This is a genomic window from Gimibacter soli (genome assembly GCF_028463845.1).
Taxonomy (GTDB): domain Bacteria; phylum Pseudomonadota; class Alphaproteobacteria; order Sphingomonadales; family Kordiimonadaceae; genus Gimibacter; species Gimibacter soli.
Window position 1 is genome coordinate 3,148,070 of the sequence record NZ_CP116805.1, and the last position, 24,780, is coordinate 3,172,849.

Annotated in this window: 22 protein-coding genes; 7 read left to right on the forward strand and 15 right to left on the reverse strand. The window is 61.8% G+C overall.

Annotated elements, in window-relative coordinates; translation table 11 throughout:
- Positions 1–6: 6 nt before the first annotated feature.
- Together PH603_RS14535 and PH603_RS14540 are read right to left on the reverse strand one after the other, a co-directional pair.
- The gene (locus PH603_RS14535; protein WP_289503332.1) at positions 7–810 is read right to left on the reverse strand and encodes an SDR family oxidoreductase; all 804 of its coding nucleotides are present in this window, start codon (positions 808–810) and stop codon (positions 7–9) included.
- Between the two features lie 26 nt (positions 811–836).
- Positions 837–2,060, reverse strand: a complete 1,224-nt coding sequence (locus PH603_RS14540; RefSeq protein ID WP_289503334.1) for a CaiB/BaiF CoA transferase family protein — start codon at positions 2,058–2,060, stop codon at positions 837–839.
- 135 nt (positions 2,061–2,195) lie between these two features.
- Here PH603_RS14540 and PH603_RS14545 point away from each other — a divergent pair, with 135 nt between their 5' ends.
- The 3 genes from PH603_RS14545 to PH603_RS14555 are packed head-to-tail and all read left to right on the forward strand — an operon-like array spanning position 2,196 to position 5,592.
- Complete coding sequence (locus PH603_RS14545) at positions 2,196–3,017, forward strand: hypothetical protein (RefSeq protein ID WP_289503336.1); 822 nt, start codon at positions 2,196–2,198, stop codon at positions 3,015–3,017.
- A gap of 2 nt (positions 3,018–3,019) precedes the next feature.
- Positions 3,020–4,843: a DNA helicase RecQ gene (gene recQ / locus PH603_RS14550; RefSeq protein WP_289503337.1), complete on the forward strand. Its 1,824-nt coding sequence runs from the start codon at positions 3,020–3,022 to the stop codon at positions 4,841–4,843.
- A 2-nt stretch (positions 4,844–4,845) separates the two neighbouring features.
- Complete coding sequence (locus PH603_RS14555) at positions 4,846–5,592, forward strand: copper homeostasis protein CutC (protein WP_289503338.1); 747 nt, start codon at positions 4,846–4,848, stop codon at positions 5,590–5,592.
- On the opposite strand, the gene PH603_RS14560 is transcribed toward PH603_RS14555, so the two are convergent.
- From PH603_RS14560 to PH603_RS14570, 3 genes are read right to left on the reverse strand one after another with little or no spacing between them, the layout of a single operon-like run.
- Positions 5,583–6,227, reverse strand: coding sequence for a glutathione S-transferase (locus PH603_RS14560; RefSeq protein WP_289503340.1), 645 nt, complete (start codon positions 6,225–6,227; stop codon positions 5,583–5,585). The genes PH603_RS14555 and PH603_RS14560 overlap by 10 nt on opposite strands.
- A 13-nt stretch (positions 6,228–6,240) precedes the next feature.
- Entirely contained in the window at positions 6,241–6,996 is a 756-nt protein-coding gene (locus PH603_RS14565; protein ID WP_289503342.1) for a class I SAM-dependent methyltransferase, read from the reverse strand.
- A 12-nt stretch (positions 6,997–7,008) separates the two neighbouring features.
- Positions 7,009–8,634, reverse strand: coding sequence for a long-chain fatty acid--CoA ligase (locus tag PH603_RS14570; RefSeq protein ID WP_289503344.1), 1,626 nt, complete (start codon positions 8,632–8,634; stop codon positions 7,009–7,011).
- A 225-nt stretch (positions 8,635–8,859) separates the two neighbouring features.
- Here PH603_RS14570 and PH603_RS14575 point away from each other — a divergent pair, with 225 nt between their 5' ends.
- Positions 8,860–9,462, forward strand: coding sequence for an EipA family protein (locus PH603_RS14575; RefSeq protein WP_289503346.1), 603 nt, complete (start codon positions 8,860–8,862; stop codon positions 9,460–9,462).
- Between the two features lie 69 nt (positions 9,463–9,531).
- Here PH603_RS14575 and PH603_RS14580 read toward each other — a convergent pair whose 3' ends face one another.
- The 3 genes from PH603_RS14580 to PH603_RS14590 form a co-directional block, all read right to left on the reverse strand.
- Positions 9,532–11,316: a tetratricopeptide repeat protein gene (locus PH603_RS14580; RefSeq protein WP_289503348.1), complete on the reverse strand. Its 1,785-nt coding sequence runs from the start codon at positions 11,314–11,316 to the stop codon at positions 9,532–9,534.
- A gap of 75 nt (positions 11,317–11,391) precedes the next feature.
- On the reverse strand, positions 11,392–11,811 hold the full coding sequence (locus PH603_RS14585) for a M67 family metallopeptidase (protein ID WP_289503350.1): 420 nt from the start codon (positions 11,809–11,811) through the stop codon (positions 11,392–11,394).
- Complete coding sequence (locus tag PH603_RS14590) at positions 11,808–12,179, reverse strand: hypothetical protein (RefSeq protein WP_289503352.1); 372 nt, start codon at positions 12,177–12,179, stop codon at positions 11,808–11,810. The genes PH603_RS14585 and PH603_RS14590 overlap by 4 nt, the downstream gene beginning before the upstream one ends.
- 11 nt (positions 12,180–12,190) lie before the next feature.
- Between PH603_RS14590 and PH603_RS14595 the strand changes: the two genes are divergently transcribed.
- The gene (locus PH603_RS14595) at positions 12,191–13,246 is read left to right on the forward strand and encodes an RluA family pseudouridine synthase (protein ID WP_289503353.1); all 1,056 of its coding nucleotides are present in this window, start codon (positions 12,191–12,193) and stop codon (positions 13,244–13,246) included.
- Positions 13,247–13,369: 123 nt separating this feature from the next.
- Positions 13,370–14,275 (forward strand): RNA polymerase sigma factor RpoH, encoded by a 906-nt coding sequence (rpoH, locus tag PH603_RS14600; RefSeq protein WP_289503354.1) that lies wholly within the window; start codon positions 13,370–13,372, stop codon positions 14,273–14,275.
- A gap of 24 nt (positions 14,276–14,299) precedes the next feature.
- Here the strand turns inward: rpoH and PH603_RS14605 are convergent, their stop codons facing one another.
- The 6 genes from PH603_RS14605 to PH603_RS14630 all read right to left on the reverse strand — a co-directional run bounded on the left by PH603_RS14605 (position 14,300) and on the right by PH603_RS14630 (position 22,369).
- Positions 14,300–14,770: a hypothetical protein gene (locus PH603_RS14605; RefSeq protein WP_289503355.1), complete on the reverse strand. Its 471-nt coding sequence runs from the start codon at positions 14,768–14,770 to the stop codon at positions 14,300–14,302.
- 45 nt (positions 14,771–14,815) lie between these two features.
- Positions 14,816–16,840: a protein kinase family protein gene (locus PH603_RS14610; protein WP_289503357.1), complete on the reverse strand. Its 2,025-nt coding sequence runs from the start codon at positions 16,838–16,840 to the stop codon at positions 14,816–14,818.
- 137 nt (positions 16,841–16,977) lie between these two features.
- Positions 16,978–18,270, reverse strand: a complete 1,293-nt coding sequence (locus tag PH603_RS14615; RefSeq protein WP_289503358.1) for an adenylosuccinate synthase — start codon at positions 18,268–18,270, stop codon at positions 16,978–16,980.
- Between the two features lie 60 nt (positions 18,271–18,330).
- Positions 18,331–19,506, reverse strand: coding sequence for an ATP phosphoribosyltransferase regulatory subunit (locus PH603_RS14620; RefSeq protein WP_289503360.1), 1,176 nt, complete (start codon positions 19,504–19,506; stop codon positions 18,331–18,333).
- A gap of 30 nt (positions 19,507–19,536) precedes the next feature.
- The gene (gene serA, locus PH603_RS14625; protein ID WP_289503362.1) at positions 19,537–21,114 is read right to left on the reverse strand and encodes a phosphoglycerate dehydrogenase; all 1,578 of its coding nucleotides are present in this window, start codon (positions 21,112–21,114) and stop codon (positions 19,537–19,539) included.
- 76 nt (positions 21,115–21,190) lie between these two features.
- Complete coding sequence (locus tag PH603_RS14630; protein WP_289503364.1) at positions 21,191–22,369, reverse strand: phosphoserine transaminase; 1,179 nt, start codon at positions 22,367–22,369, stop codon at positions 21,191–21,193.
- A gap of 274 nt (positions 22,370–22,643) precedes the next feature.
- Here PH603_RS14630 and PH603_RS14635 point away from each other — a divergent pair, with 274 nt between their 5' ends.
- Complete coding sequence (locus PH603_RS14635) at positions 22,644–23,162, forward strand: EF-hand domain-containing protein (RefSeq protein WP_289503366.1); 519 nt, start codon at positions 22,644–22,646, stop codon at positions 23,160–23,162.
- Here the strand turns inward: PH603_RS14635 and PH603_RS14640 are convergent.
- Positions 23,159–24,670, reverse strand: a complete 1,512-nt coding sequence (locus PH603_RS14640; RefSeq protein WP_289503368.1) for a LytTR family DNA-binding domain-containing protein — start codon at positions 24,668–24,670, stop codon at positions 23,159–23,161. The genes PH603_RS14635 and PH603_RS14640 overlap by 4 nt on opposite strands.
- Between the last annotated feature and the right edge of the window lie 110 nt (positions 24,671–24,780).

Here is a 24,780-nt window from a genome sequence, read left to right on the forward strand (position 1 = left end):
CGGGCTTCAGCTCGCCCGCGCTTTCATCTTGGCAGCCATTTTGAAGGCAAGGCGTGGGAACAGGCGCTTCAGCCACAGGGCATTCATCTCCATGCCCTGCCCCACGGCAATTTCGGGCGTGCCCTTGTGGAAGCCCCTGACGATAACGCGGGCCGCCGCGTCCACATCCATGCCGCCGGCGATATTATTGTCCATCTTGCCGAACTCGGTGCCGTCGCCCTTCAGGGCCACGTTCGAGATATTGGTGCGGATGAAGCCGGGGGTCACGGTCGTCACCCGGATATTCTGGTCCGCCGTTTCAGCACGCAGCGCATCGAAGAAACCCATCACCGCGTGCTTGGCGGCGCAGTAACCGGTGCGGAGTGGCGCGCCGAGCTTGCCGGCGACCGACGCGGTCACCGCGATATGCCCGCCGCCTGCCTTGATCATCAGCGGCAACACGGCTTTGGTCAGCGCCATCTGGCCAAACACATCGACCTCGAAAAGCTTCCGGTAGGTCGCCATCGTGGTATCGATGGCCAGCGCGCGCTGCGAGATACCGGCATTATTGAAGAGCATATCAATGCGGCCGGTAAAGGCATGGGCCTCGGCGGTCGCCATTTCGATAGCGGCTTCGTCGGTCACATCCAGCGGCAGGGCAAGCACCTTGGCGGCCCCATTGGCAAGGCAGGCGGCCTTCACGCGCTCCAGTTCATCCGCGCGACGGGCCGACAGGACCAGCGCCCCGCCTTCCTTGGCGATTTCCTTGGCAACGGCTTCGCCGATCCCCGACGACGCCCCGGTGATCCAGACAGTCTGATCCCTGAACATGGCTTTCCTCCCCCGAAATGCACGTATCAGCCGATGGCGCCACCGGATTTCAGGGCGCCGATTTCCTCAGCATTAAAGCCCAGTTCGCCAAGGATTTCATCCGAATGTTGGCCAAGCATCGGCGGCGCCTTCTCATAGACGATGGGTGTGCCCGAAAATTTGATGGGGCATGCCACCTGCGGCACCTTGCCGGAAAGCGGATGGTCCAGTTCGAACGCCAGCCCGCGCGACACCACCTGCGGGTCAGCGAAAGCCTGCGGAATCGTGTTGATCGGGCCGCACGGCACCGCCACATCCTCAAGAATGGCGATCCATTCTGCGGTCGTTTTTTTGGCAATCAGTGCTGCCACCAGCGGCACCACTGCCTCGCGGTTTTCAACGCGGGCACGGTTGGTGGCGAAACGTGGATTTTCGGCAAGGGCAGGATCACCCGCGACCTCGCAGAAGGCCTTGAACTGGCGGTCATTGCCGGCGGCCAGAATGATATGCCCGTCGGCGGTCGCGAAATCCTGATAGGGCACGATATTGGCGTGGGCGTTGCCCGCGCGCTTCGGCACATTGCCGCCGATGAACCAGTTCATATTCTGGTTGCCAAGTAGGCCGAGCGTCACGTCCAGCAGCGCCATATCGATATGCTGGCCCTCGCCCGTCAGGTCGCGGTGGCGAAGGGCGGCCAGAATGCCGATCACGCCGTAAAGCCCCGTGGTGAGGTCGGACACCGCGACCCCTACCTTCTGCGGGCCGCCGCCCGGCTTGTCGTCACGCTCGCCAGTGATGGACATCAGCCCGCCCATCGCCTGGATCATGAAATCATAGCCCGCACGATCTGCATAAGGCCCGGTTTGCCCGAAGCCCGTGACGGAGCAGTAAACAAGCCCCGGGCACTCGGCCTTCAGGCTTTCAAAGTCGAGCCCGTATTTTTTCAGGCCGCCGACCTTGTAGTTTTCGAGAAGCACATCGGCGCGGCGGGCGAGTTTATGGATCACCGCCTGCCCTTCAGGCTTCGAGATATCGATGGCGATAGAACGCTTGCCGCGGTTGGCGGAAAGATAATAACCCGCCTCGCCGGTCTCGTTGCCGTCCTTGTCCTTGAGGTACGGCGGACCCCAGCCGCGTGTGTCGTCGCCGGCACCGGGGCGTTCCACCTTGATGACATCGGCGCCAAGGTCGGCCAGAAGCTGCCCCGCCCACGGCCCCGCGAGCACGCGCGACAGATCCAGCACTTTCACACCCGCAAGCGGCCCTGCCATCCGATCCTCCCTTGATTGTGGCTGCCCCGAGAAAGCACCAAAGCCAATTGAAGTGCAAGCGGCTTGACACGATGTGCGGCAAGAGGACACATGAGGGGGCACAAGGTGGCCCAATCGCCACCCAGAGAGATTTGGATGCCAATGACTTTCCGCACGCCGACGACCCTCAGCCTCCTGAAGGCCGCCTTCCGCGCTGCCCGCGCCCGCGCCATGCTGCTGTTCCTGCTGTCGCTGATGTGCGGGGCCGTTTCCGGGCTTCTTTATGCGCCCGCGTGGCCTGTGGTTTCGGACCTTTTCACCGTGATGGCCGACCAGACGATGCCTGACCCCGAACGCAGCGAACGCATGGCAGCGATTCTCGGCGACGGCTTCTTCACGGTCATCATCTGCCATATACTGGTGATGGCGGCAACGGCACAGCTGATCGCCCCGTGGGCGCGCGCTGTGGCGCCCGATGCCCCGGCGCCGCTTGGCCTCAGTTACGGCGACAGCGCCCGGCGCGGCTTCCGCCTTTTCGGCCATATGATCACGGGCGCGGGCGTCAGCCTTTCGCTGATCATCGTGCTGGTGACCATCGCGCAGTTCATCCCGGCGGCCTTTGTGCAGCTGGTGATCGCTGTCCTGATGCTTGGCAGCGTCATGATGGTGGCGGCTATCGTCAATCTCGCGAACGCGGCTGCGGCGCGCGACCGCACCGAGAGCTTCCTTTCCGCATGGCGGCGCGGGCGCCTGTTCGGCGGCCCCATCGTTTCAAGCTTCGCCTTCATCGCCGTTATGGTCACCTTCTGCAACATGACCATCGGCACGCTGATCGTGGCGCTGGCGCCCGCTGCCATCGAGCTGCCGGTATCGATGATCGTCGGCGGGGCCTTCATGTTCCTGATGACGGCCCTGCATGTGGCGGCCATGCATGAAGTGCCCGACTTTCACGACCTGATGCCGACCCGGCAGGTGTGACGATGCCGGACACCGCTGCCGGCACCCGCCCCGACAAACACGAAATCCTCGCCTCCGTTTTCGGCTTTTCTGCCTTCCGGCGGGGTCAGGAAGATATTGTCGACCGGCTGACCGCGGGCGGCAAGCTGCTTGCCGTGATGCCGACGGGTGCCGGTAAAAGCCTGTGCTACCAGCTTGCCGGGATGCTTCGGGGCGGGATCACCATCGTTGTGTCGCCGCTCATTGCCCTGATGAATGATCAGGTGGCAGCGCTGACCGCCAATGGTGTGGCAGCCGAAGCGATCCATAGCGGCCGGGACTGGCAGACGAACGCCGATGCCTGGCGGCGCATCGCCGGCGGCCATTCGGGGTTCCTGTATCTGTCGCCCGAACGCCTGACAACGGACAGGATGCTGTCGGCCCTTGCCAAGCTACCGGTCCGGCTGATCGTGATTGATGAAGCGCACTGCGTTTCGCAGTGGGGTCACGATTTTCGGCCTGAATATCTGACCCTTGGCACCTTGCGCGAGACCTTCCCGCAGGCTGCCATCGGTGCCTTCACGGCCACCGCTGATACGGTGACCCAAGGCGATATCGGCGACAAACTGTTCGGCGGCGACGGCGAGACTTTTACCTTCGGCTTCGACCGCCCGAACATCCATCTGGACGTGCGTGAAAAGGCCGGCGGCCCGGCGCAGCTTGTGAAGCTGGTGGGTGAACTCGCCGCCGGTGGCGCACAAGGCATTGTCTATTGCCTGTCGCGCAAGGGGGTGGAGGAAACTGCCGAACGGCTGAACGCTGCCGGCATCAAGGCCATTCCCTATCATGCCGGGATGGATGCCCACACGCGGCATATTCACCAGAACCGTTTCCTGTCGGAACCTGATCTTGTCATGACCGCCACCATCGCCTTCGGCATGGGGATCGACAAGCCGGACGTGCGCTTCGTGGTGCATGCTGACCTGCCCGCCAATATGGAAGCCTATTATCAGGAAATCGGCCGCGCAGGGCGCGACGGCAACCCGGCCCGCGCCGTGATGCTATACGGCCTTGGCGATATCGGGCGCCGCCGCGCGATGATCGACAGCGGCAATGCGGGCGACGAACGCAAACGGGTGGAATGGCAGCGGCTGAATGTGCTTCTGGGCTATGCCGAAGCCGTCACCTGCCGCCGCCAGATGATCCTTTCCTATTTCGGGGAAGCGTCCGAGCCCTGCGGCAACTGCGATGTGTGCGACAGCCCGCCGAGCGTATTCGATGGCACGCAGGAAGCCGAGATCGTCGCCGAGATGCTGATCGCCACGGATGAGCGCTACGGGCAGGCCCACCTTCTGGATATCCTGATGGGGGCCGCAACCGCCAAGATCAAATCGGCAGGCCATCATGAACTGCCCGCCTTCGGCGCCGGGCGCCCGCGTGACCGCCACCAGTGGCAAAGTTACCTGCGCCAGATGCTGGCCGCTGGCTACCTGAGCCTTGACCTTGAAGGTTACGGCGCCCTGAAACTGACGAAACGCGGTCGCGCGATCCTTGCAGGCGGTGTCGAGGTGTCGTTGAAAGACAGCCTGCCGCGCCGGGCGACGCCCAAGATGAAATCGACCGCCACGCCGGTTGAACTGTCGGCAGGGGACGGCGAGCTTTATATGGCGCTGAAGGCCCTGCGCCGAGACCTGGCCGACGCCGCCGACGTACCGGCCTATGTGATTTTCGCCGACAAGACGCTGGCCGACATGGCCCGGCTGCGGCCTTCGACCCGCCGCGAACTGCTTGGCGTCAACGGCGTTGGCGAGAAGAAGGCCGACAAATATGGTGACGCCTTCCTCGACCTTATCCGGAGCAATGTCTGATCATGACCCGCCTGCCCACAATCGAAGTCTGTGTCGATACGATCGACGGCGCCTTCGCGGCCCTTGAAAACGGCGCCGACCGGATCGAGCTTTGCGCCGCGCTTGAAGCGGGCGGCCTGACGCCTACACCCGGTGCCATGGAAATGTGCCGGGGCCTGAAGGGCCAAGTTTACACCATGATCCGCCCGCGCGGCGGGGACTTCATCTATACGGCGGCCGAGCTTGACCAGATGAAGCGCGATATCGAAGCCACCCGCAAGGCCGGCCTCCATGGCGTCGTTTTCGGGGTTACCACAGCCACGGGGGCGGCGGACGTGAAGGCGATGGAAAGCCTGATCGCTGAATGCGAAGGGCTGGGCGTCACCCTGCACCGCGCCTTCGATGTGATGCCGGACACAATGGAAGCGCTGGAGACCGCTATCGGACTGGGGTTCGAGCGTATCCTCACCTCGGGCGGTGCTTTCACTGCCATGGCAGGGATTGACCGTTTGACGGCAGTGGCGGCAGCGGCTGAAGGCCGCATCGCCATCATGCCGGGGGCGGGTGTGACCGCCGCGAATGTCGCGGCCTTTGCCCGCCTTCCGGGGGTCACCGATATTCACGCCTCCTGCAAGGCGGTGCAGGCGTCCGCCTATGGCCCCGATGTGCCCCTGATGGCCAAGGACGCGGGCTATGTCCGCAACATCACCGACCCTGCCACCGTTCGCGCTTTCCGCACGGCGGTCGAAGCGGCCTGGGCTCAGGCGTAGGCGTAAGGCCCGCCGTTTTCGAGCGCGCGACGGTAGGCAGGCCGCGCGTGGATGCGATCCAGAAAATCATGGGCACGCGGGCCGATGGAGCCGCGTGACGACGCGGCCTCGAGCGGGAAGCTCATCATGATATCGGCCGCACTGATTTCAGGCCCGGCAAACCAGCCGGTGCTATCCAGCGCCTTTTCCCAATAATCGGCATGCAGCCGGATTTCGGGGTCAATATAGCCTTTCATCGGGCCGCTGATCAGCTTGCGGGCAAGCGGGCGAATGAGCGCCGGGCTGCGGGTCGATACCATCGAGAAAATGAGCTTCATCACAAGGGGCGGCATCGCCGAACCTTCGGCATAGTGCAGCCAGTAGGTGAGGTTTTCGGGGCTGTCGCCCTTCATCCGGTCGCCCGCGCGGCTATGCAGCAGATAGGCGATGATCGAGCCGGTTTCGGCAACCACCCGGTCACCATCCACCAGCACCGGCGCCTTTCCGAGCGGATGCACGGCGCGCAGGGCGGCGGGCGCCCGGTTGGTTTTCGCGTCACGAGCGTGATGGACGATCTCGTACGGTTCCTCCAGTTCCTCAAGCATCCAGAGGACACGCTGGGACCGGCTGTTGTTCAGGTGATGGACAGTGAGCATCGGGGCGGTCCTTTCAAAGCCTCGTGGCGTGGATGGTGATATCCCAGAGGATGCGGCAGCGTTTTTCGGGTTCACCCCACGCGGCCTCAAGGGCGGTCACCAGTTCGGGGATCGGATCGTGCCCTTCGGACTTCCGGAAGGCCGCCGTTGACGACCAGCTGGCAGCATAGGCAGCCAGTTCCCGGGTTCCCCAGTGGCGTTCGATCACCAGTTTCGGTGCTGTTATACGCTCGAACGGGAAGTCGAGATCAGCATATCCGTTGCGGCAATGGTCATGCTCCATCGGCCACCAGGGGCCGAGCGTGACATCCTGAAAATGCCGGAAGGCTTCATCCACCGCCGGGTCTTCGGGCGCATGGAGCGGCGCATAGGTCCAGACAGCCAGCACGCCGCCCGGCTTCAGCACCCGGCGGGCTTCCCTGTAAAAGGCATCAAGATCAAACCAGTGCAAGGCCTGCGCGACAGTGACAAGGTCGCAGCACGCATCCTCAAGGCCGCTCGCTTCCGCCGGGGCCACCCGGTAGCTGATGTTCGGCGCCTGTTTCGCGGCTTCGATCTGTTTGGCGCTGGCGTCCGTCGCCACGACCTGTCCGAAATGGCGGGCAAGCGCCACAGCCGCCTGCCCGTTTCCCGTGGCGCAGTCCCACACGCGGTCATGCGCGCGGCACTGGGCGGCAAGCCATTCGAACAGGATATCCGGATAATCCGGTCGTGCTTCGGCATAAGTGCCGGCAGAACCTGAGAAATGATCCTTGAAGCCGGCACTCATGCTGTTTCTCCCTCAAGCCGTTGGCAGCTTGTAATCCTTGAACTGATCGCGAAGGTCCTTCTTCGAAATCTTGCCGGTGGCGGTGTGGGGAATGCTTTCAACCGTCACCACATCATCCGGCAGCCACCATTTGGCGCAGCGGGGTTCGAGGAATTCGAGCATATTGTCGCGGCTGACCGTCTTGCCTTCCTTCACCGTGATGATCATCAGCGGGCGTTCTTCCCACTTCGGATGGCGCACACCGATAACGGCGGCTTCGGTCACATCCGGATGCGCCACAGCCTCGTTTTCAAGATCGATCGAGCTGATCCATTCGCCGCCCGATTTGATCACGTCTTTAGAGCGGTCAGTGATCTGGATATAGCTCGCCGGGTCAAGGGCGGCCACGTCGCCAGTGTCGAACCAGCCGTCCTCATCGAGCGCGGTTTCGTCGGCGCGGTAATAGCTGTCGATCACCCACGGGCCGCGCGCCATCAGGCGGCCGGCGGTCTTGCCGTCGCGCGCCAGCATGTTGCCGTCGTCATCCTTGATGCACAGCTCCACACCGATGGGCGGACGGCCCTGCTTGACCTGATAGTCGAGCTTGTCCTGCGCCGAAAGATCCATGATCGCGCCGTTTTCGGAACCGACGGAGCCAAGCGGGCTCATTTCCGTCATGCCCCAGGCATGGTTGACGCGCACGCCATAATCCTTCTGGAAGGTTTCGATCATCGAGCGCGGCACCGCCGAGCCACCGATGGTGACAAGCTCAAGCGGTTTCATATCCAGATTGTTCGCCTTGATATAGGCAAGCATGCCGTTCCAGATGGTCGGCACCGCCGCCGTCACCGTGATGCCCTCGTCCTTGATCAGCTTGTGCAGCGTTTCAGGATCATGGTGCGGGCCGTTGAGCACGAGCTTGGAGCCTGCCGCCGCCGTTGCATAAGGGATCGCCCACGCGTTCGCATGGAACATCGGAACCACAGGGAGCACGGTCGAGGTTGCGCTGATCTTCAGCGTGTCGGTCGAAAGGCAGACAAGGGTATGCAGGAAGTTCGACCGGTGGCTATAAAGCACGCCCTTCGGGTGACCCGTCGTTCCGGATGTGTAACAAAGGCCGCACGCGGTGTTTTCATCAAGTTCCGGCCATTCGAAGGTGCCCGGCTCGGCGGCGAGCAGCGCTTCATAGGAATGCACGTTCGGCAGGCTCGTCTGCGGCATATGCTCGTGGCCGACCATGATGATGTAATGTTCGATCGACTTCATCGTCGGCGCCAGCTTCTCGATGAGCGGCAGGAAGGTGATATCGAACATGAGGACCTTGTCCTCGGCATGATTGGCGATATAGACGATCTGCTCCGGGAAAAGCCGCGGGTTGATCGTATGGTTCACCGCCCCCATTCCCGAGGAGGCATACCAGGCTTCCACATGGCGGTTGGTGTTCCAGGCGAGCGTCGCCACGCGGTCACCTTGTTTCACGCCAAGCTTCGCGAGCGCCTCGGCGCACTGGCGCGAGCGACGGGCGATATCGCCCCAGGTCATCCGCACCTGCCCGCCTTCGGGCTGCATGCTGATCACCTCGCGTTCCGGGTGATTGATTTCCGCGTGTGTAAGAATTTTTGAGACCAGAAGCGGCCAGTTTTGCATAAGACCGAGCATCGCCAGTCATACCTCCCTTCGTGCATATTTTCCCCGACGAGATATTGAGATACAGGCCGTGGGCTTTCAAGAGAAAGCGACATGACAGAAACTTGATTGCCCTAATCCTGCCACAGCGGCCTATTAGCCATGACTGACAGTTGCCCGGTGCGGGGAAAGAGCGTTATGCTCGCCACCGAAATCCGGGCACCGAAAGGTTCGGAACAGAATCGGGGGTATTCAAGCATGTCAGGCACGTCACCTCGCTCGTGGCACCATCAGGGTCATTGGCTGGCCCTTCTGATGATCGGCTTCATCGCCGTCCTCGTCGCATCGATTGCAGCAGCGGCGCAATCGACCGATGAAAACACCTATGACGAAGCCACCATCGTTGAGAAAGGCTCCGCCTACCTCGGCGAAGGTGCCGAAGTGATGGCCAAGACACTTGAAGGCATCTTCAAGAAGAACGGTCGCCCGAACGCCTATATCGAAGGCTCGGAAGCAGGCGGCGGCCTGATTGTCGGCCTCCGCTACGGCGACGGCATGCTCAATCACAAGATCGAAGGCCAGCGCAAGGTACACTGGACCGGTCCGTCAATCGGGCTGGATGCCGGTGCAGACGCCGTGAAGGTCTTCGCGCTTGTTTACGGCCTTTATGACACGCAGGAAATCTACCGCCGCATCAGCGCCATGGAAGGCAGTTTCTATTATGTCGGCGGCCTTGGCATCAGCATGTATGGCAACAAGGATTTCACCATCGCCATGGTGCGGGTCGGCGTGGGCCTCCGGGCGCAAGCCTCGCTCGGCTATCTCAACATCACCGAAAAGCGTCGCTGGGTTCCGTTCTGAGGCACCCCGAACGACACGTATAAGAAAAGGTCCGGCAGCGATGTCCGGGCCTTTTTATTTGTCTAACCGTCATTTCAGCGATTTGCCGTTTTTCCGGGCCCACGCCTCGGCGGCAGCCTTCCACTTTTCGTTTCCGAATGCGGCCCCTTTCATAAGGGTTACGGCTTCATCCATATCCCGGGCATAGCCCTTGCCTTCGGCATACATGATGGCTTTTGCGTAGCAGACTTCCTGATAGCTGAAGCCCACATCCTTGCCGAAGTTCCAGCCTGCGCCAAAAGAGCTGAACCCAGAAAGATAGTCGGCTGCCTTGGTATAGTCCTGCCGAACATCTTTTCCGTAGTAATAGAGAAGCCCGAGCTTTGCGCGTGCCGTTGCATTCATTGCCTCTGCCGCCTCGGTATAAAGGCGAACTGCCAGCTCTACATCCTGCTTGAAAAGGGAAGTGCCTTCGAAAAAGACATCGGCAAGCTCCGTCTTGTATTGGGTAAGGTCCATTTCGGCGGACTCGCTACCCTTGACGAGCCATTCCTCGGCCTCACCGCGGTTCATGCCCTGCCCGTGAATGGCCAGATCGTATAGCTTGTCGTAGGCATAGGGGAAGTCGGCCGCCACTTCCTTCAGGCTGGCAATGCCCGCCTTCAAGTCCCGAGCACCACCGTGCCCTTCCACCTGCATGTAGCCAAGCAGATAGCGCGCAGCCTTTACCCCCGCGGCGTCCGCTGTGATGAAATAGGAACGGGCTTCGGCCATTTCCGTGGCACTACCTTTGCCATCGTCCCACAGGTAGGTCGCAAGGTCTGTGAGCGCATCTGCGTCACCACCTGCTGCTGCCTTTCGTGCCCATGCAATGGCCGCCGTACGGTCGGCGTCCTGCCCGAACCCGTTGAACAGATTGTTGGCGAGTGTGCTTTGTGCGCCCTTATGGCCTTGGCCGGCCGCACGTTCGAACCAGCCATTGGCCCGCGCCTGATCCTGATCGACATTGTCACCCTGCTCTTCGCGGGGATCGCCCAGCAATCCTGCAACAATTTCGTGCCGCTGAGCGTCCGCCTCATTCAGCACGATGCCGGCAGAGAACTGGGCATCTGCGTACCCGGCCTCTCCTGCTTTTTCAAACCAGCTCAGGGCCTTGGCCTGGTCACGGGCTGCATAGTCGCTATCGTAATAGAAGATACCCGCCGCGAACATTTCCCTGGGCTCCGTCAGGGCTTCCAGCGCCTCGCGCGCCTCTTTACTGCCCTGCTCGGTGGCAAGAACATACCAGGCAATCCCCTGGTCCTTGTTCTCCTCGACTTCATGGCCGTAATAGTAATAGCGCCCGAGCATCCAGGACGCGGCGGCGAGATCGCCGTCAGAGGCCGTCACCAGATACTCGATCGCCTTCGCCGAATCCTTTTTGACACCTTCGACCGGGATGTCGCCCATATAGATGCCGGCCAACATATAGCTCGCCTCCGGCACTTTCACGCCGTCAAGTCGCCAGAGATAGCCAAGCCCCCGCGGCAAATCGCGCAGCGCTTCGTCCTGCCCCAAGAGAATGGTCGCAGCTCCGTAATAGCCCTTCTCATAGCCGAGACTTGCCGCCTTCTCGAACCAGGTGAGAGCGGCTTTCTTGTCCAGCGCCACTCCGGCACCGTTCAGATAGGCAGTGGCGAGCGTATAGGCAGCTTCACCGACGCCGGCGTCAGCGGCCTTACGATAAAGCTCCATTGCTTTCGTCATGTCGCCTGCCTTATGGGCAACGACCGCCTGATTATAGAATTCATATTTCGACTGTGCCGTTGCTGGCGCAGCCCAGAGGCTGACACCGAGCCCCGCCGTCAGAATGATCTTTGAAAACCGATTTTTCATGATTGCATACCCCCAAACTCGAACCGAAAACACGATTTGAGAACGGGTTTCATGTTTTTGTCAATCTACTGAAATTCAACCGGTTTCAATACTGTATGAGACTGCAGCGAGACGATGCGCGTCATTGTCATCGGCACGCCAGCAACCGGTTACCGTTTCCTCTCCGGTTACGGCAGTGATGAGCCATATCCAACCGGGCTCGACCGAGCGGGCACGGTCTTCATCAGAAGGCTCAGGCCTGCCGTTTGGATGGCTGTGCCACACCCCCGCAATCGCCGGGCCGCCCTCGCGCGCTTCACGGTGCAGGCGCAGGAGAAGGGCGGGATCGATCTCGAAATTACGGGCGGGGTCGGCGTCGGTCACGTTGCGGCTTGGTACATAGCCGGCAATATGATCCCGTGTGCCCAACAGCATGGCGCAGGCTTCATGCGGGGCAGCCTCCAGGGCCAGCGCCTCCAGTGCATCCAGAAGCCCCGGCGCCAGCGTCACGCTCATTTGGGGATATGCACCCAGCGCTCGGTGCCGGTCGCCTGATCAAGCACAAGGATATGGTCGCCGTCATCGCCCCGGAAGGTCAGCACCAGCCGGTTGCCCGAAAGCGAGGTCGAAACAAGCGTAGCGCCATCGGGACGCTTGATGCTGATTTCGCCGGCAACCATGGGCACGGGGGCGGCGACAGCCACCTCGGCGGTTTCCACCGGCTGCGGCTCATCCCCGAGCCCCGTCATGATCTTCGTCACGATGGCAACGAGCATACCGACAATGGCAATGCCCAGCACGATGACGAGGACCTTCAGCCACATGGGCGGACGGTCATACTCAACATCCTCACCGGGCGTGACTTTTGGGTCGGCAGCAGCCATATAGTGTCTCCATGAACGAGAAGCCGAACGACGAAATCGACGATGAGGAGCTTGACGGCGCAGATAGCGCCGCGAGCAGCCTGAGCGCCACGGTGCCCGAAGGCACCGGCGGGCGGCTGGACCGGTTTCTGGCCGAAGCCTTTGCCGACCTGTCGCGCTCGCGGATCAAGGCCCTCATCGAGGAAGGCAATGTGCGCCTGAATAGCGCCAAAGCCCCCGGCACCATACTCAGCGCCTCGCGCGCGGTCAAACCCGGCGAGAGCTTCTCTGTGCTGATCCCGCCGCCCGAGGCGCCCTTGCCGCTGCCCGAGGATATCCCGCTGGATGTAGTTTACGAGGACGCGCACCTGATCGTCATCAACAAGGCGCCGGGCATGGTGGTGCATCCCGCAGCCGGCAGCCCCAATGGCACGCTTGTGAATGCGCTTCTCTACCATTGCGGCGACAGCCTATCCGGCATCGGCGGGGTGAAGCGCCCGGGCATCGTGCACCGGATCGACAAGGACACCTCCGGCCTTCTGGTGATGGCAAAGCATGACAAGGCGCATACGGGCCTTGCCGTGCAGTTTGCCGACCATAGTATCGAACGGCTCTATGCCGCCGTTTGCCGGGGCATCCCTTCGCCGGTCGCCGGCCGCATCGAAGGCAATATCGCGCGCCACCCGGTGGACCGCAAACGCATGGCCGTGACACCCACAGGCGGCAAATGGGCCGCCACCCACTATCGCACCATCCATGCCTTCGCCCATAATGGCCATCCGGTGGCTGCCCTCATCGAATGCAAGCTCGAGACCGGCCGCACCCATCAGGTGCGGGTGCACATGACCCATATCGGCCATCCGCTTGTCGGCGACCCCGTTTATGGCCGCAACCACAAGCTGCCCTCCACCACGCCGGCAGCGGCGCGCGGGGCCATTCTCGGCTTCACCCGGCAGGCGCTGCATGCCCGCGTTCTGGGATTTGTGCATCCGGTGACCGGCGAGACCTTGAGATTTGAAAGCGAACTCCCACATGACATGACGTCGCTCCTGAACGCGCTTGATCCCATGCGCCTCGGCGACACCTGAAAGAAGCCACCCCCGCCCGCCGATCATCGGAAGGTGATTTGACGGAGACGGTGGCTTGTTGCATGGTCATGAGAAGAAATTCGGTCAGAAACCGAAGCGTTTGCGACAAGAGAGGAACCAAGCATGACAGCGATTCAGAGCAATCTGCCGACCCTGTCCCCGGAAGGAAGCCTCAGCCAGTATCTGCAGGAAATCCGCCGTTTCCCCATGCTGGAAGCGGGCGAGGAATATATGCTTGCCAAAGCCTGGGCCGAGCATGAGGACAGCAAGGCCGCCCACAAGCTCGTTACCTCGCACCTGCGGCTGGTGGCAAAGATCGCCATGGGCTATCGCGGCTACGGCCTGCCGATTGCCGACCTTATCTCCGAAGGCAACGTCGGCATGATGCAGGCGGTGAAGCGCTTTGACCCCGAAAAAGGCTTCCGCCTTTCCACTTACGCCATGTGGTGGATCCGCGCCGCCATTCAGGAATATATCCTGCGCAGCTGGTCGCTCGTGAAAATCGGCACCACCGCCGCACAGAAGAAACTGTTCTTCAACCTGCGTCGCCTGAAAGGCAAAATTCTGGCACTGGACGAAAGCGACAGCACGCTGAAGCCCGAACAGATCACCAAGATCGCGACCGAGCTTGCCGTTTCCGAAGACGATGTCATCACCATGAACGGCCGCCTGTCGGCAATGGATCATTCGCTGAATGCGCCGTTGAAGGCAGATACCGAAGGTGAATGGCAGGACTGGCTGGTGGATGAAAGTCCCGATCAGGAAACGGTCGTGGCCGAAGCCGAGGAAATGGACCAGCGCCGTGCACTTCTCGTGGACGCCATGAAGGACCTGAATGAGCGCGAGCGGCACATCCTGACCGCCCGCCGCCTGACGGAACCCGCAACCACACTTGAAGACCTCAGCCAGGAATACGGCATCAGCCGCGAGCGGGTCCGCCAGATCGAGGTACGCGCGTTTGAGAAGGTCCAGAAGGCGATCCGGACAGCCGCTGAGGCAACTGGCGCCGGCAATCTTGTCGACGCCTGAACGGCACATCCAAATTTCAGATAGTCAGGAACCCGACCCTTCGTGGTCGGGTTTCGTTTCTACGGGACTGACTAGTATTTCCCCACCCCACTGCTCGATCAGCGTCTGGCGCTGTTTCGTCAGTTGCCGCAGCCGTTCCTGCGAGAAACTTTGCAGGACAACCGCCGCCACGATCGGTCCCATGAAAACGAGGCCATAGCCGAAGGCGGCGCCGGCAAAGGCAAGCGCGAGACCATAGGTGTCGAAGACCGGCGGATTCATCACTTGCTGGCTGGGGCCTGCAATCGCCGCCAGAACACCGGCAAGGTTCGACAGGCCGACGATCTGCGCCTTGAGGCCCGCGTATATGCCAGTGGCAGTGTAAACAATCACGATCGTCGGGATCATGCCGAAGCACAGCAGTGCTGCAACGGGCATGTTGAAGACGGCAAGCCCGGCCACCAGCAGCATGAAAAGCGGCATCAGCCGTGCACCCACGCTCGGTGCCCGTCGCATCCTTATCTGCTTGTTGCCGCCTCTGCGCATCTTCGGCCTAACTCCTTACAACACAATCAGCGTCATGCCGAAGACCGCTAGGCCCGTGGCAATCATGCGCGCGGCCTTCAGCCCCTTCATCTGGGCTTCGGGGTCGGCCGCTGTCATCTTGCGGGCAAGCCGCATGCGGTCCCGCTCGATCTGGACCATCACCTGACGCACCTGCGCAAACTCGGCGGCATCCTCGTGGCTCAGGCGACTGACATTCACCTCGCGGACAAGGCGGGCGATATCGCCGCTTTTCTTGACCTTCTCGACCAGCTTCTCGACCCCTTCGCGCCGCGCCTTGCTCCGCAGCTTCTTGATCGCGGCACCCAGCCCCTCGGTCACCTTTGCCGTCAGGTTGGGCAGGGACGGTATCTTGAGCTGCGCCTGCAGGGTTCCAAAAAACTCGGCCACAATCGTGTTGAACCGCGCCGGGTCACCCTGTGCCGCTGCCATCTGGTTGATATAGCGTTCAAGATCCAGCCCGTGTACGGCGCAGAAGGCCGCGATATGCCGGTCATACATGGCGGTATCCCCCCCGCCAGTGCCGGCCAACCGGTCGAGCGCCATGATCAGCTGCCTGACCGACCCGATCCAGACGCTCTTGAAACGCGAGGACTGGCAGGGCAAGGCGGAATTCAGCTCATACAGAACCCGCTCCATCCCCTTCCCGAGCTGGCGGCTGCTCGACATGTCGAAATATTTGCGCAGCGCCGTTGAATGGCCGAGCAGACGACCGCTCTTGTCCGCTGAAATATCGACAAGCGTCGCGATGAAAGGGGATTCCAGCAGTTCATCAAGGGCTGCAAGTGCGTCCTTGTCGTCCCGCGCAAAGGCATCGGCGATAACGGCAGGGAAGGCATCAAGGAACAGCGAAAGCGACTTGTAGCGGATCGGCCCCGTCGGATCGAGGAACATGCAGACCCGCGCCACCATCTCGAAGTCGGCATTGCGGCCCGCACCCATCGTATCACCGGGGCGCACGGCAAGCGCGCGGTCCAGCTTTTCGGTGAAGATCACATCGCGCAGGCTTTGCTGAACCCACATGGGGAAGTCGAGCTTGCGAAGAAACTTGGCGGCCGCCACCGGATTGCGCCCGAAGGCATCGGCCATCAGGCGGCGATCCACATAGGCCGTGCCTTCGAATTTCGACGGCCGGTTCATTGCCCATGATTTCATCGGCGTGCGCTTCGGCGCGGTATTGCCTTCGTACCAGGCGATCACGTCGGACGCGACCCAGCGCGCTTCGGGCTCATCCGCCATCAGGCCGCGCAGTAACACGCCGAGCGTACCCGGCACATCCCGGCCGCCAGAGAGCGCCCAGAAGGAACCCTGGTTGACCCTTGCGGTTAGCAGGCTGTCCCGGTCCCTGCCATTCCAGAGCATTTCCCCGAAATAGAGACACTGCAGCGTAGCACCAAGCTGGTAATAGTCCGCGGCCTCGCTGCCCTGCCCGCGCCCGGCATCCTGTGCGAACGCAAGTTCCAAGGGTTCAAGCCCCATCGGTTGCTTGTAGCCGGCGGGAGTGCTGTAGCATTCGCCAAGCACGATATCTTCGCTATCCTTGTTGGCGAAATAGATGGACGTCGGGCGGATGCAGCGGTGATAGACCCCGCGCTTGTGAAGACCGGCAAGCGCCTTCAACAGCTGCAGGGCGATGCTCTGGCGCAGACGGCCCGTATTCAGCTTCGGGTGCGCCTCCCCCTTCTGCCCAAGAAGCGGGCCGCCGGTCGGGCGCTCAAAGATGGTAACAAGGCGCTGCTTGATCCCCCCCGGCAGGTCAACATTCATGAGCCCGCGTTCTATGGGGCAAATGAGCGATGCGATCGGATCGTCGGAAAGGTGCTTGAAAACTGTATTGCGGACGGAAACCGTGGGATTGTGGACCAGCGCATAATAGGGCCGGTCAGAATGCTCACCGTCCACAACCATATAGGCGTCACCGCCCGGGGTTGAAAACTCGGGCAGCGGCTTCGATGTATCGATGCGGAAGCGTTCGCTAAACGCGTTCGCCTCGTTTGGCACCGGAACCTGTTCGCTACTCACCACGCCATCTCCGCTGCGCCAGACAGCGGTTTCCGCCGGCGCCCCCCGCCGCCAGTAAACCGATGTCCAAACATGGTCGGTACTTTGGCGGAAACGCCGAGACGATGCAATTGGTTAATAGGGCTGCCCTATGAGCCTCAGCCGAGGAAGGGATCCCGCACGAGGATCGTGTCGTCGCGCTCGGGGCTGGTCGACAGAAGCGCCACGGGCACACCAATCAGCTCCTCGATCCGGCGAATATACTTGATCGCCGTGGCCGGCAGCTGGGCCCACGAGCGGGCGCCGTAGGTGCTGTCTTTCCAGCCTTCGAGCACTTCATAAACGGGCTCGACAGCCGCTTGGTCTTCCATGCCATACGGCAGGTAATCGACAATTTCGCCCTTGTGCTTGTAACCGACGCAAACCTTGAGTTCATCAAGGCCGTCAAGCACATCAAGCTTGGTAAGCGCAATGCCATGCACGCCCGAAATGGTCAGCGACTGGCGCACCAGCACGGCATCGAACCAGCCACAGCGGCGGGCACGACCGGTGACGGTGCCGAACTCGCGGCCCTTTTCGCCGATATACTGGCCGATCTCGTCGTTCAGTTCGGTCGGGAACGGGCCCGAGCCCACGCGGGTGGTGTAGGCCTTGGTGATGCCGAGAATGTAACCGAGCGACCCCGGCCCCATGCCCGAACCGCCCGATGCCTGCCCCGCAACCGTATTCGACGAGGTGACGAAAGGATAGGTGCCGTGGTCAACGTCCAGAAGCGTACCTTGCGCGCCCTCGAACAGGACTTTCGAGCCGGCCTTCTGGGCTTCATCCAGCGTACGCCATACGTTCGAAACATAGGGCAGGATTTTCGGCGCCAGCGCCATCAGCTCGTCGGCGATGGATTTGGCATCAATCTCCGGATGGCCGAGACCACGCAGCAGCGCGTTGTGGTGGGTCAGTGCGACTTCAAGGCGGGCTTCCACGATCTCGCGCGACTGCAGGTCGCACACGCGGATGGCGCGGCGGCCGACCTTATCTTCATAAGCCGGGCCAATGCCGCGGCGGGTGGTGCCGATCTTCACGCCTTTGGTGGCGTCTTCACGGATACCATCGAGGTCGCGGTGGTAGGGCATGATAAGGGTGGCGTTGGCAGCGATCTGCAGGTTGGCGGGGGATACATCCACACCCTGCCCCTTGATCGCCTCGATTTCCTTCAGGAGCGCCCAAGGGTCAACGACAACACCGTTGCCGATCACGCTGATCTTGCCACCGCGCACGATGCCCGAAGGCAGCAGCGACAGTTTATAGACCTTGCCATCGATGACGAGCGTGTGGCCGGCATTGTGCCCGCCCTGGAAGCGCACAACCACGTCGGCGCGTTCGGACAGCCAATCGACAATCTTGCCTTTGCCTTCGTCGCCCCACTGGGACCCGACGACTACCACATTGCCCATGACTATACCCCTTATCACCGTTGGAAAGGCCCGATCCGGGCCGGATTTCGCGCTGAAACGTCAGACAGAAACGACTTTATCCCCGGCAAGCACGTGTGTGCAGCCGAGGCGCCGCGCTTCTTTGAGCGGATCGGCCTCTTCTGTCAAGCCTTGAATGGCCCGCCAGCCTTCGGCGCGCAGCTTTGCGGCCGCCGCGTGGCCTGCCTCGTAAGGCACATAAACAAGATCCGCCCGCGCCGGTGCCGGCAAGGCGGCCATCAGCACATCAAGATAGACCGAAAAGCCCACCGCTTCTTCCGTGGTGCCATCGGGCGCGGAGACAAGGTAACGCCCGCCCCGGCCGAGCTCACCGCGTGCCGAACGCGAGAAAAGCGCGAATCCGATGCCGGTCTTGTATTCGAAACCATGGGTCTCGCACGGATCGACTGTGACGCCCACATCCGGCAGGCGGGTCTGGATCGCGTCCACCAACCGGGCGAGCCGCGCGGTCAGCTTGCCGGCGTGCCCTTTAAGGGACAGTGCCTCAAGCCGCGGCAAGGCGTGCGCGGCAGTGCCGGCAGCCGAGATAAGCCCGGCGAAAGTTTCGTGCACGGCACCTGCGAACTGGTCAAGCGCCCCGATATCCTTGGCGTCCAGCGCGCTCACAGCAGCGTCCCGGGCATCGCCTTCCAGTTTGAACTGTTCGGCCAGCACCCCGATGATGGGGGCGAGCGTCAGATCAACCGTCAGCTCATTGATGCCAACGGCATGCAGCGATTCGACTGCCAACACCAGGGCCTCAATCTCGGCTTCAAGGCTTGCCGAACCGATCAGCTCGAACCCCGCCTGGAAAAACTGCCGTGCGGGGCGAATCTGGCTGCCCTTCACGCGCAGGCAGCTGCCGGCATAGGCCAGCCGCAAGGGGCGCGGCGCATCGGCCAGCCGCGTGGCGGCAAGGCGCGAGGCCTGCACGGTCATGTCGGTGCGGATCGCCATCACGCGCTGGGTATCAGGGTCCATCAGGCGGAACATCGCCTTGGTCTTGGCGGCACCCGGCCCGGCGATCAGGCTGTCTTCATATTCCACAAGGGGCGGCGAAACGCGCGCGTATCCATAGGTCTGGAATACGTCCACAAGCGCACGCACGACCGAAGCTTCATGCTCGGCCGCGGGCGCCAGCGTGTCGCGGAATCCATCCGGCAAAAGTGCGAGGCGGGCGTATTGAACACCCGCCATCTTGTCTTTCGGAGCGGTCATGACAGACCCTGCCTCCCTGTAAGCCCTATATCAGAACGAAAGTTTCTTCGCCTGACGTACATGAGCGAGAGCGGTCAGCTGGTCAAGCACAATGTCCTTGATCGGCTGGTCCACTGCCACAAGGCACACCGCTTCTTCGCCTTCGACACGACGGCCGAGCGCGAAGGTGGCGATATTGACGCCATTATGGCCGAGAAGCGTACCGAGTGCACCGATGAAGCCCGGTTTGTCATTATTGATGACATAGAGCATGTTCGGGGCGAGCTCGGCTTCCATACGGACACCGTTCACTTCCACGATACGCGGTGCGCCGTTGGCAAAGAGCGTACCCGAAACCGTGCGGGTCTGGTGCTCGGTCTCGACCGTCAGCTTGATCAGGGTCTGATAGTCGCCCTCGCGGTCATGCTTCGTCTCGGTCACGTCGATATTGCGTTCCTTGGCGATCACGGGCGCGTTGACCATGTTGACGCTGGACATCAGCGGCGACAGCAGGCCTTGCAGCACAGCAGCGGTGAGCGGCTTGGTGTTCAGTTCCGCCACATGGCCTTCATACTCGACCGTGATCTTCTTCAGGCCATGCTCAGTCAGCTGGCCGGCAAACGAGCCGATCTGGCCGGCAAGCGCCATATAGGGCTTCAGCTTCGGCGCATCTTCAGCCGAAACGGACGGCATGTTCAGGGCGTTCGTCACACCGCCAGTCATCAGATATTCGGCCATCTGCTCGGCAACCTGCAGCGCCACATTGACCTGTGCTTCGGTCGTCGAAGCGCCAAGGTGCGGGGTACAGATCACTTTCGGATGGTTGAAAAGTGCGTTGGCTTCAGCCGGCTCTACAGCGAACACATCAAGGGCGGCACCGGCCACCTTGCCGCTATCGAGCGCGTCCTTGAGTGCTTCTTCGTCAATCAGGCCGCCACGGGCACAGTTGATGATGCGAACGCCCTTCTTCATTTTCTCGAAGGAAGCCTTGCCGATGATGCCGCGGGTCTGGTCGGTCAGCGGGGTGTGAAGGGTGATGAAATCGGCGCGCTTGAAGAGCTCGTCGAGTTCAACCTTCGCCACACCGAGGTCAGCCGCGCGTTCAGCCGACAGGAACGGATCGAACGCCACGACCTTCATCTTCAGGCCTTGAGCCCGGTCAGCGACGATCGAGCCGATGTTGCCCGCACCGATCAGGCCAAGGGTCTTGCCGGTCAGCTCCACACCCATGAAGCCCGACTTTTCCCACTTGCCTGCGTGCGTCGACGCGTTCGCCTGCGGGATTTCGCGGGCCAGCGCCAACATCAGGGCAATGGCATGTTCTGCCGTGGTGATCGAGTTGCCGAAGGGGGTGTTCATCACCACCACACCGGCGTTCGTAGCTGCCGGCACGTCGACGTTATCGACGCCGATACCGGCGCGGCCGATCACCTTCAGGTTCTTGGCAGCGGCCAGAATGGTCGGGGTCACTTTGGTGGACGAGCGGATGGCGAGGCCATCGTATTCGCCGATTACGGCAGCGAGCTCTTCCTTGGTCATCCCGGGTTTATAGTCAACTTCGACGCCGGCTTCCTTGAAGGTCTGTTCGGCAAGCGGGCTCATTTTATCGGAAATCAGCACCTTGGGCATGATCTCATCCTTTCGGAAAATATGTATGTCTCGGGAATGGCGGGGCCATCAGCGGCCCCGCGGCAATCGCTGGAAATCAGGCGAGGACGGACGCCTTGGCAGAAGCAAAGGCCCAGTCGAGCCAATGGGTCAGCGCTTCAAGGTCAGCGGCGTCAACGGTGGCGCCGGCCCAGATGCGGAGGCCTGCCGGGGCATCGCGGTAGGCGCCGATGTCGTAGGCAACACCTTCAGCGTCCAGAAGCGACGCGATCTTCTTGGCCACAGCAGCCTGCTTTTCAGCGTCGGCGGCGACCACGTCGGCATCCACAACCTTCAGGCACACGCTGGTGTTGGAGCGCGTCTCCGGCGTGGCGGCAAGGAAATCGACCCAAGCCGTTTTGGCGACCCAATCTTCCAGAACCTTGAGGTTGGCGTTCGAGCGGCCAATGAGGCCATCAAGACCGCCGATTTCCGCCGCCCAGTCGAGCGCATCGATATAGTCTTCAACGCAGAGCATCGAAGGCGTATTGATCGTCTCGCCAGTGAAGATACCTTCAATGAGCTTGCCGCCTTTGGTCATGCGGAAGATTTTGGGCATCGGCCACGCGGGCGTGTAGCTTTCCAGCCGCTCGACAGCGCGGGGCGACAGGATCAGCACGCCGTGCGCGGCTTCACCGCCGAGCACTTTTTGCCAGCTGTAGGTGACAACATCGAGCTTGTCCCAGGGCAGATCCATGGCGAAGGCCGCCGAGGTGGCGTCACAGATGGTGAGGCCTTGACGGTCAGCCTTGATCCAGTCACCGTTCGGGACTTTGACGCCCGAGGTGGTGCCGTTCCAGGTGAAGACCACATCGCGGTCGGTATCGACCGCGGCAAGGTCAGGCAGGTCGCCGTAGCCGGCTTCAAACTTGCGCACATCGGCAAGCTTCAGTTGCTTCACCACATCGGTGACCCAGCCGGAGCCGAAGCTTTCCCATGCCAGCATGTCCACGCCGCGGGCGCCCAGAAGCGACCACATGGCCATCTCGACCGCACCCGTATCGGATGCCGCGACGATGCCGATGCGATAATCGGCGGGGACTTTCAGAATTTCGCGGGTTTTGTCGATGGCGTCCTTGAGACGGACCTTGCCGGGCTTCGAACGGTGCGAGCGGCCAAGGAGAGCATTTTCAAGGGCATCGAGGGTCCAGCCGGGTCGCTTGGCGCAGGGGCCGGACGAGAATTCCGGGCGAGCCGGTTTTTTGGTCGGTTTGGTGGCGTCGGTTGCCGTAGTCATTTTGGTCTATCCTTACAGATAGGAGCGCTGCGTTGGGGCAGCGTGTCCCGGGGTTTGTGCCGACCTTCCAGACGGCGGCATCCCAGTCGGGGGATGTGTCCGCGGCGGACACTATCCGAAAGGCCAATCCGACACAATCACATTCTTGCGCGACGCCAGCCCCCGCACTTCGATTATTGCGTGACAGCCGCGGCGCATTGGTCTTCACTGCCCCCGAAGGCCCTTGCCCCTTGTTGCCGTATCAGGGCAAGTCACTCAGAAGAAAGGACCCGTCTTGGTCTCGAAGCGTCTTGCAGTCTACACCCTCCTTGCCCTCAGCCTTACCGCCTGCGGCGGTGGGTCGCGCCGAGAAGGGCCGCCGCCCCGCCCGATCCCGCCCGAGGTTGCGAAATCACTGAAGGCGAGCCTGATGGAACGATTCGACCAGAACGGCGACGGCATCGCGGACTGCGACGACACGGCCATTGCCCGCCGCAAGCTTTTCGAACAGCTGGACACCGATCATTCCCGCACGCTTGATGAAGACGAGTTCCGCGCCGCTCCCTTCGAGGACCGCGTTTACGTGTTCCACCGGTTTGAACTGCTGGACAAGAACGGGGACGAATTGCTGGACCTGCCGGAATTTGCAGCCCCCGCCGACAACACATTCCTCGCGGCCGATATCGACAAGAACTGCGTTCTCTCGGATGAGGAACTCACCGCCCTGATGCGCGATACCGCCCGTTTTGACGTAAAGCCGCGCGAAAAAGACAAGAACCGCCGCAAGCCGCAGGTCGAGCCCGAGCCTTTCTAGGGTGCAGCCAGCGCCGATTTCACCTTCGGCAATATCCGGCGACTGACCGGGGCTGATGTCCCGTTTGCAAACTCGATCTGGCCCGCACCGTTGCTGTCGCGGGTCAGGCTTTGCACATGGGCTGTATTGGCGATATGCGAGCGGTGAATGCGCAGGAAGGCTTCCGGCAGCCTTTCTTCGAGCGCTGCGAGCGTGCCGTTAAAAAGGCTCGTGGTGCCGTCCTCGAAATGAATTTCCACATAATCGTCCGCGCCCTTGAACTGAACAATCCGGTCGGTGGAGACATAGCGTGTCTGGCCACCCGACGTGACCTCCAGCCGCAGGGGCTCGGCCTTTTGCTCCGCCTGTGCCAGCACGAACTCCAGATGCTCGGCCCGCCGCGCCAGTAGCCGTCGTTCCCGCCTCAGGTCAGCGAGCAACATGGCCTGCTGGTAAAAGAGAAACAGCAGAAGCGCCGCGATTGCGTAATAGAGATAGGCATCGAGGAACCGGTCAGGCTGCCACCAGACAAGCGCCCCCAACACCGCGAACGCCAGCGCATATGAGAGGGCCCCGCGTCGCCGCCTGAAGGCTTGCCAGATACCGAACCCCACCCCCAGAAGGATCGGCACCGTGAGGACAGCGAGCGTCATGCCATCGAAGCCTTGCGACACCGCCGCCAGGGCAAGCATCAAGGCGGCAACACCGGCGAGCGTCTGATAACGCCGCGCCCTTGAAAGACCGGTCAACCGCAGCAGAAGATTGGCCGCCAGACACAGGCTGAACAGGAATGCGCAACCAAGGATCGCCATCAACCGCACATCGTGCCAGGGGTAAGCATAGGCGATGAAGCTGCGGCTGATTTCGGCAAAGAGCTGGGTTGCAGCCAGGAAGGAAGCCAATGACAGCAGCACCGATCCTTCACGGTCTTCCCCGCGCACAGCGCTTACCAGAAAGAAAAGCCCGCCGGCAATCAGGATGCCAAAGGCAACCAGGCTGCCCCATGGCATGTAAACAGCGATCCCCGGCCCGTCCGAATAGGGTCCGACGATGATAAAATGCAGCGGCTGCACCAGATGCAGAAAGCCGTGGTGACCTGAAAGCTCGAAGACGATTTCATTTTCGCCGCTCTTGAGCATCCGTTGCGGCACATAGAAAACGGCATCCATCTGCCCCGGCACTTCTGCCTGAGGGGTATTTGCCGGGACACCATTCTCGCCCAGCTTCACGCCGTTCAGCCATACCCGGCTCGATGCCTTGCCTGAAACATAAAGCCCCAACGGCACCTCGGCCCCAAACTGTTCATCACCGAGCACCACCAGCGCCCTGAGCCACAGGTGCGCTGCTTGCGGATCAATGTCCCAGAAGGACACCTGCCGGCAATCCGCGCCCGTAAAGTCAGGTGGCGTGCTTTCGCCCTGCGCCGGGCAAACATCCACACGGCCCGTATCGATCATTACATAGGCGTCGGCGAAGGCGGGCATAGCCCCGAGGAGCAGCAAGAGCGATATGAGAATGCGTCTGGTCATTCGCGGACCCTAGCCTGCCGCCCGCCGATAGTCACGACCGCTTACCGATCCCGCGCCGCCGCTCACCGGTGCGCACATGCGTGACGGCTGCTTTCCCGGCCAGATTGGGG

What these genes read in the sequence shown, in the direction of transcription:
- PH603_RS14535 (WP_289503332.1), bottom strand. Translation starts at nt 810, where the DNA reads ATGTTCAGGGATCAGACTGTCTGGATCACCGGGGCGTCGTCGGGGATC.
- PH603_RS14540 (WP_289503334.1), bottom strand. Translation starts at nt 2,060, where the DNA reads ATGGCAGGGCCGCTTGCGGGTGTGAAAGTGCTGGATCTGTCGCGCGTG.
- PH603_RS14545 (WP_289503336.1), top strand. Translation starts at nt 2,196, where the DNA reads ATGCCAATGACTTTCCGCACGCCGACGACCCTCAGCCTCCTGAAGGCC.
- recQ (WP_289503337.1), top strand. Translation starts at nt 3,020, where the DNA reads ATGCCGGACACCGCTGCCGGCACCCGCCCCGACAAACACGAAATCCTC.
- PH603_RS14555 (WP_289503338.1), top strand. Translation starts at nt 4,846, where the DNA reads ATGACCCGCCTGCCCACAATCGAAGTCTGTGTCGATACGATCGACGGC.
- PH603_RS14560 (WP_289503340.1), bottom strand. Translation starts at nt 6,227, where the DNA reads ATGCTCACTGTCCATCACCTGAACAACAGCCGGTCCCAGCGTGTCCTC.
- PH603_RS14565 (WP_289503342.1), bottom strand. Translation starts at nt 6,996, where the DNA reads ATGAGTGCCGGCTTCAAGGATCATTTCTCAGGTTCTGCCGGCACTTAT.
- PH603_RS14570 (WP_289503344.1), bottom strand. Translation starts at nt 8,634, where the DNA reads ATGCTCGGTCTTATGCAAAACTGGCCGCTTCTGGTCTCAAAAATTCTT.
- PH603_RS14575 (WP_289503346.1), top strand. Translation starts at nt 8,860, where the DNA reads ATGTCAGGCACGTCACCTCGCTCGTGGCACCATCAGGGTCATTGGCTG.
- PH603_RS14580 (WP_289503348.1), bottom strand. Translation starts at nt 11,316, where the DNA reads ATGAAAAATCGGTTTTCAAAGATCATTCTGACGGCGGGGCTCGGTGTC.
- PH603_RS14585 (WP_289503350.1), bottom strand. Translation starts at nt 11,811, where the DNA reads ATGAGCGTGACGCTGGCGCCGGGGCTTCTGGATGCACTGGAGGCGCTG.
- PH603_RS14590 (WP_289503352.1), bottom strand. Translation starts at nt 12,179, where the DNA reads ATGGCTGCTGCCGACCCAAAAGTCACGCCCGGTGAGGATGTTGAGTAT.
- PH603_RS14595 (WP_289503353.1), top strand. Translation starts at nt 12,191, where the DNA reads ATGAACGAGAAGCCGAACGACGAAATCGACGATGAGGAGCTTGACGGC.
- rpoH (WP_289503354.1), top strand. Translation starts at nt 13,370, where the DNA reads ATGACAGCGATTCAGAGCAATCTGCCGACCCTGTCCCCGGAAGGAAGC.
- PH603_RS14605 (WP_289503355.1), bottom strand. Translation starts at nt 14,770, where the DNA reads ATGCGACGGGCACCGAGCGTGGGTGCACGGCTGATGCCGCTTTTCATG.
- PH603_RS14615 (WP_289503358.1), bottom strand. Translation starts at nt 18,270, where the DNA reads ATGGGCAATGTGGTAGTCGTCGGGTCCCAGTGGGGCGACGAAGGCAAA.
- PH603_RS14620 (WP_289503360.1), bottom strand. Translation starts at nt 19,506, where the DNA reads ATGACCGCTCCGAAAGACAAGATGGCGGGTGTTCAATACGCCCGCCTC.
- serA (WP_289503362.1), bottom strand. Translation starts at nt 21,114, where the DNA reads ATGCCCAAGGTGCTGATTTCCGATAAAATGAGCCCGCTTGCCGAACAG.
- PH603_RS14630 (WP_289503364.1), bottom strand. Translation starts at nt 22,369, where the DNA reads ATGACTACGGCAACCGACGCCACCAAACCGACCAAAAAACCGGCTCGC.
- PH603_RS14640 (WP_289503368.1), bottom strand. Translation starts at nt 24,670, where the DNA reads ATGACCAGACGCATTCTCATATCGCTCTTGCTGCTCCTCGGGGCTATG.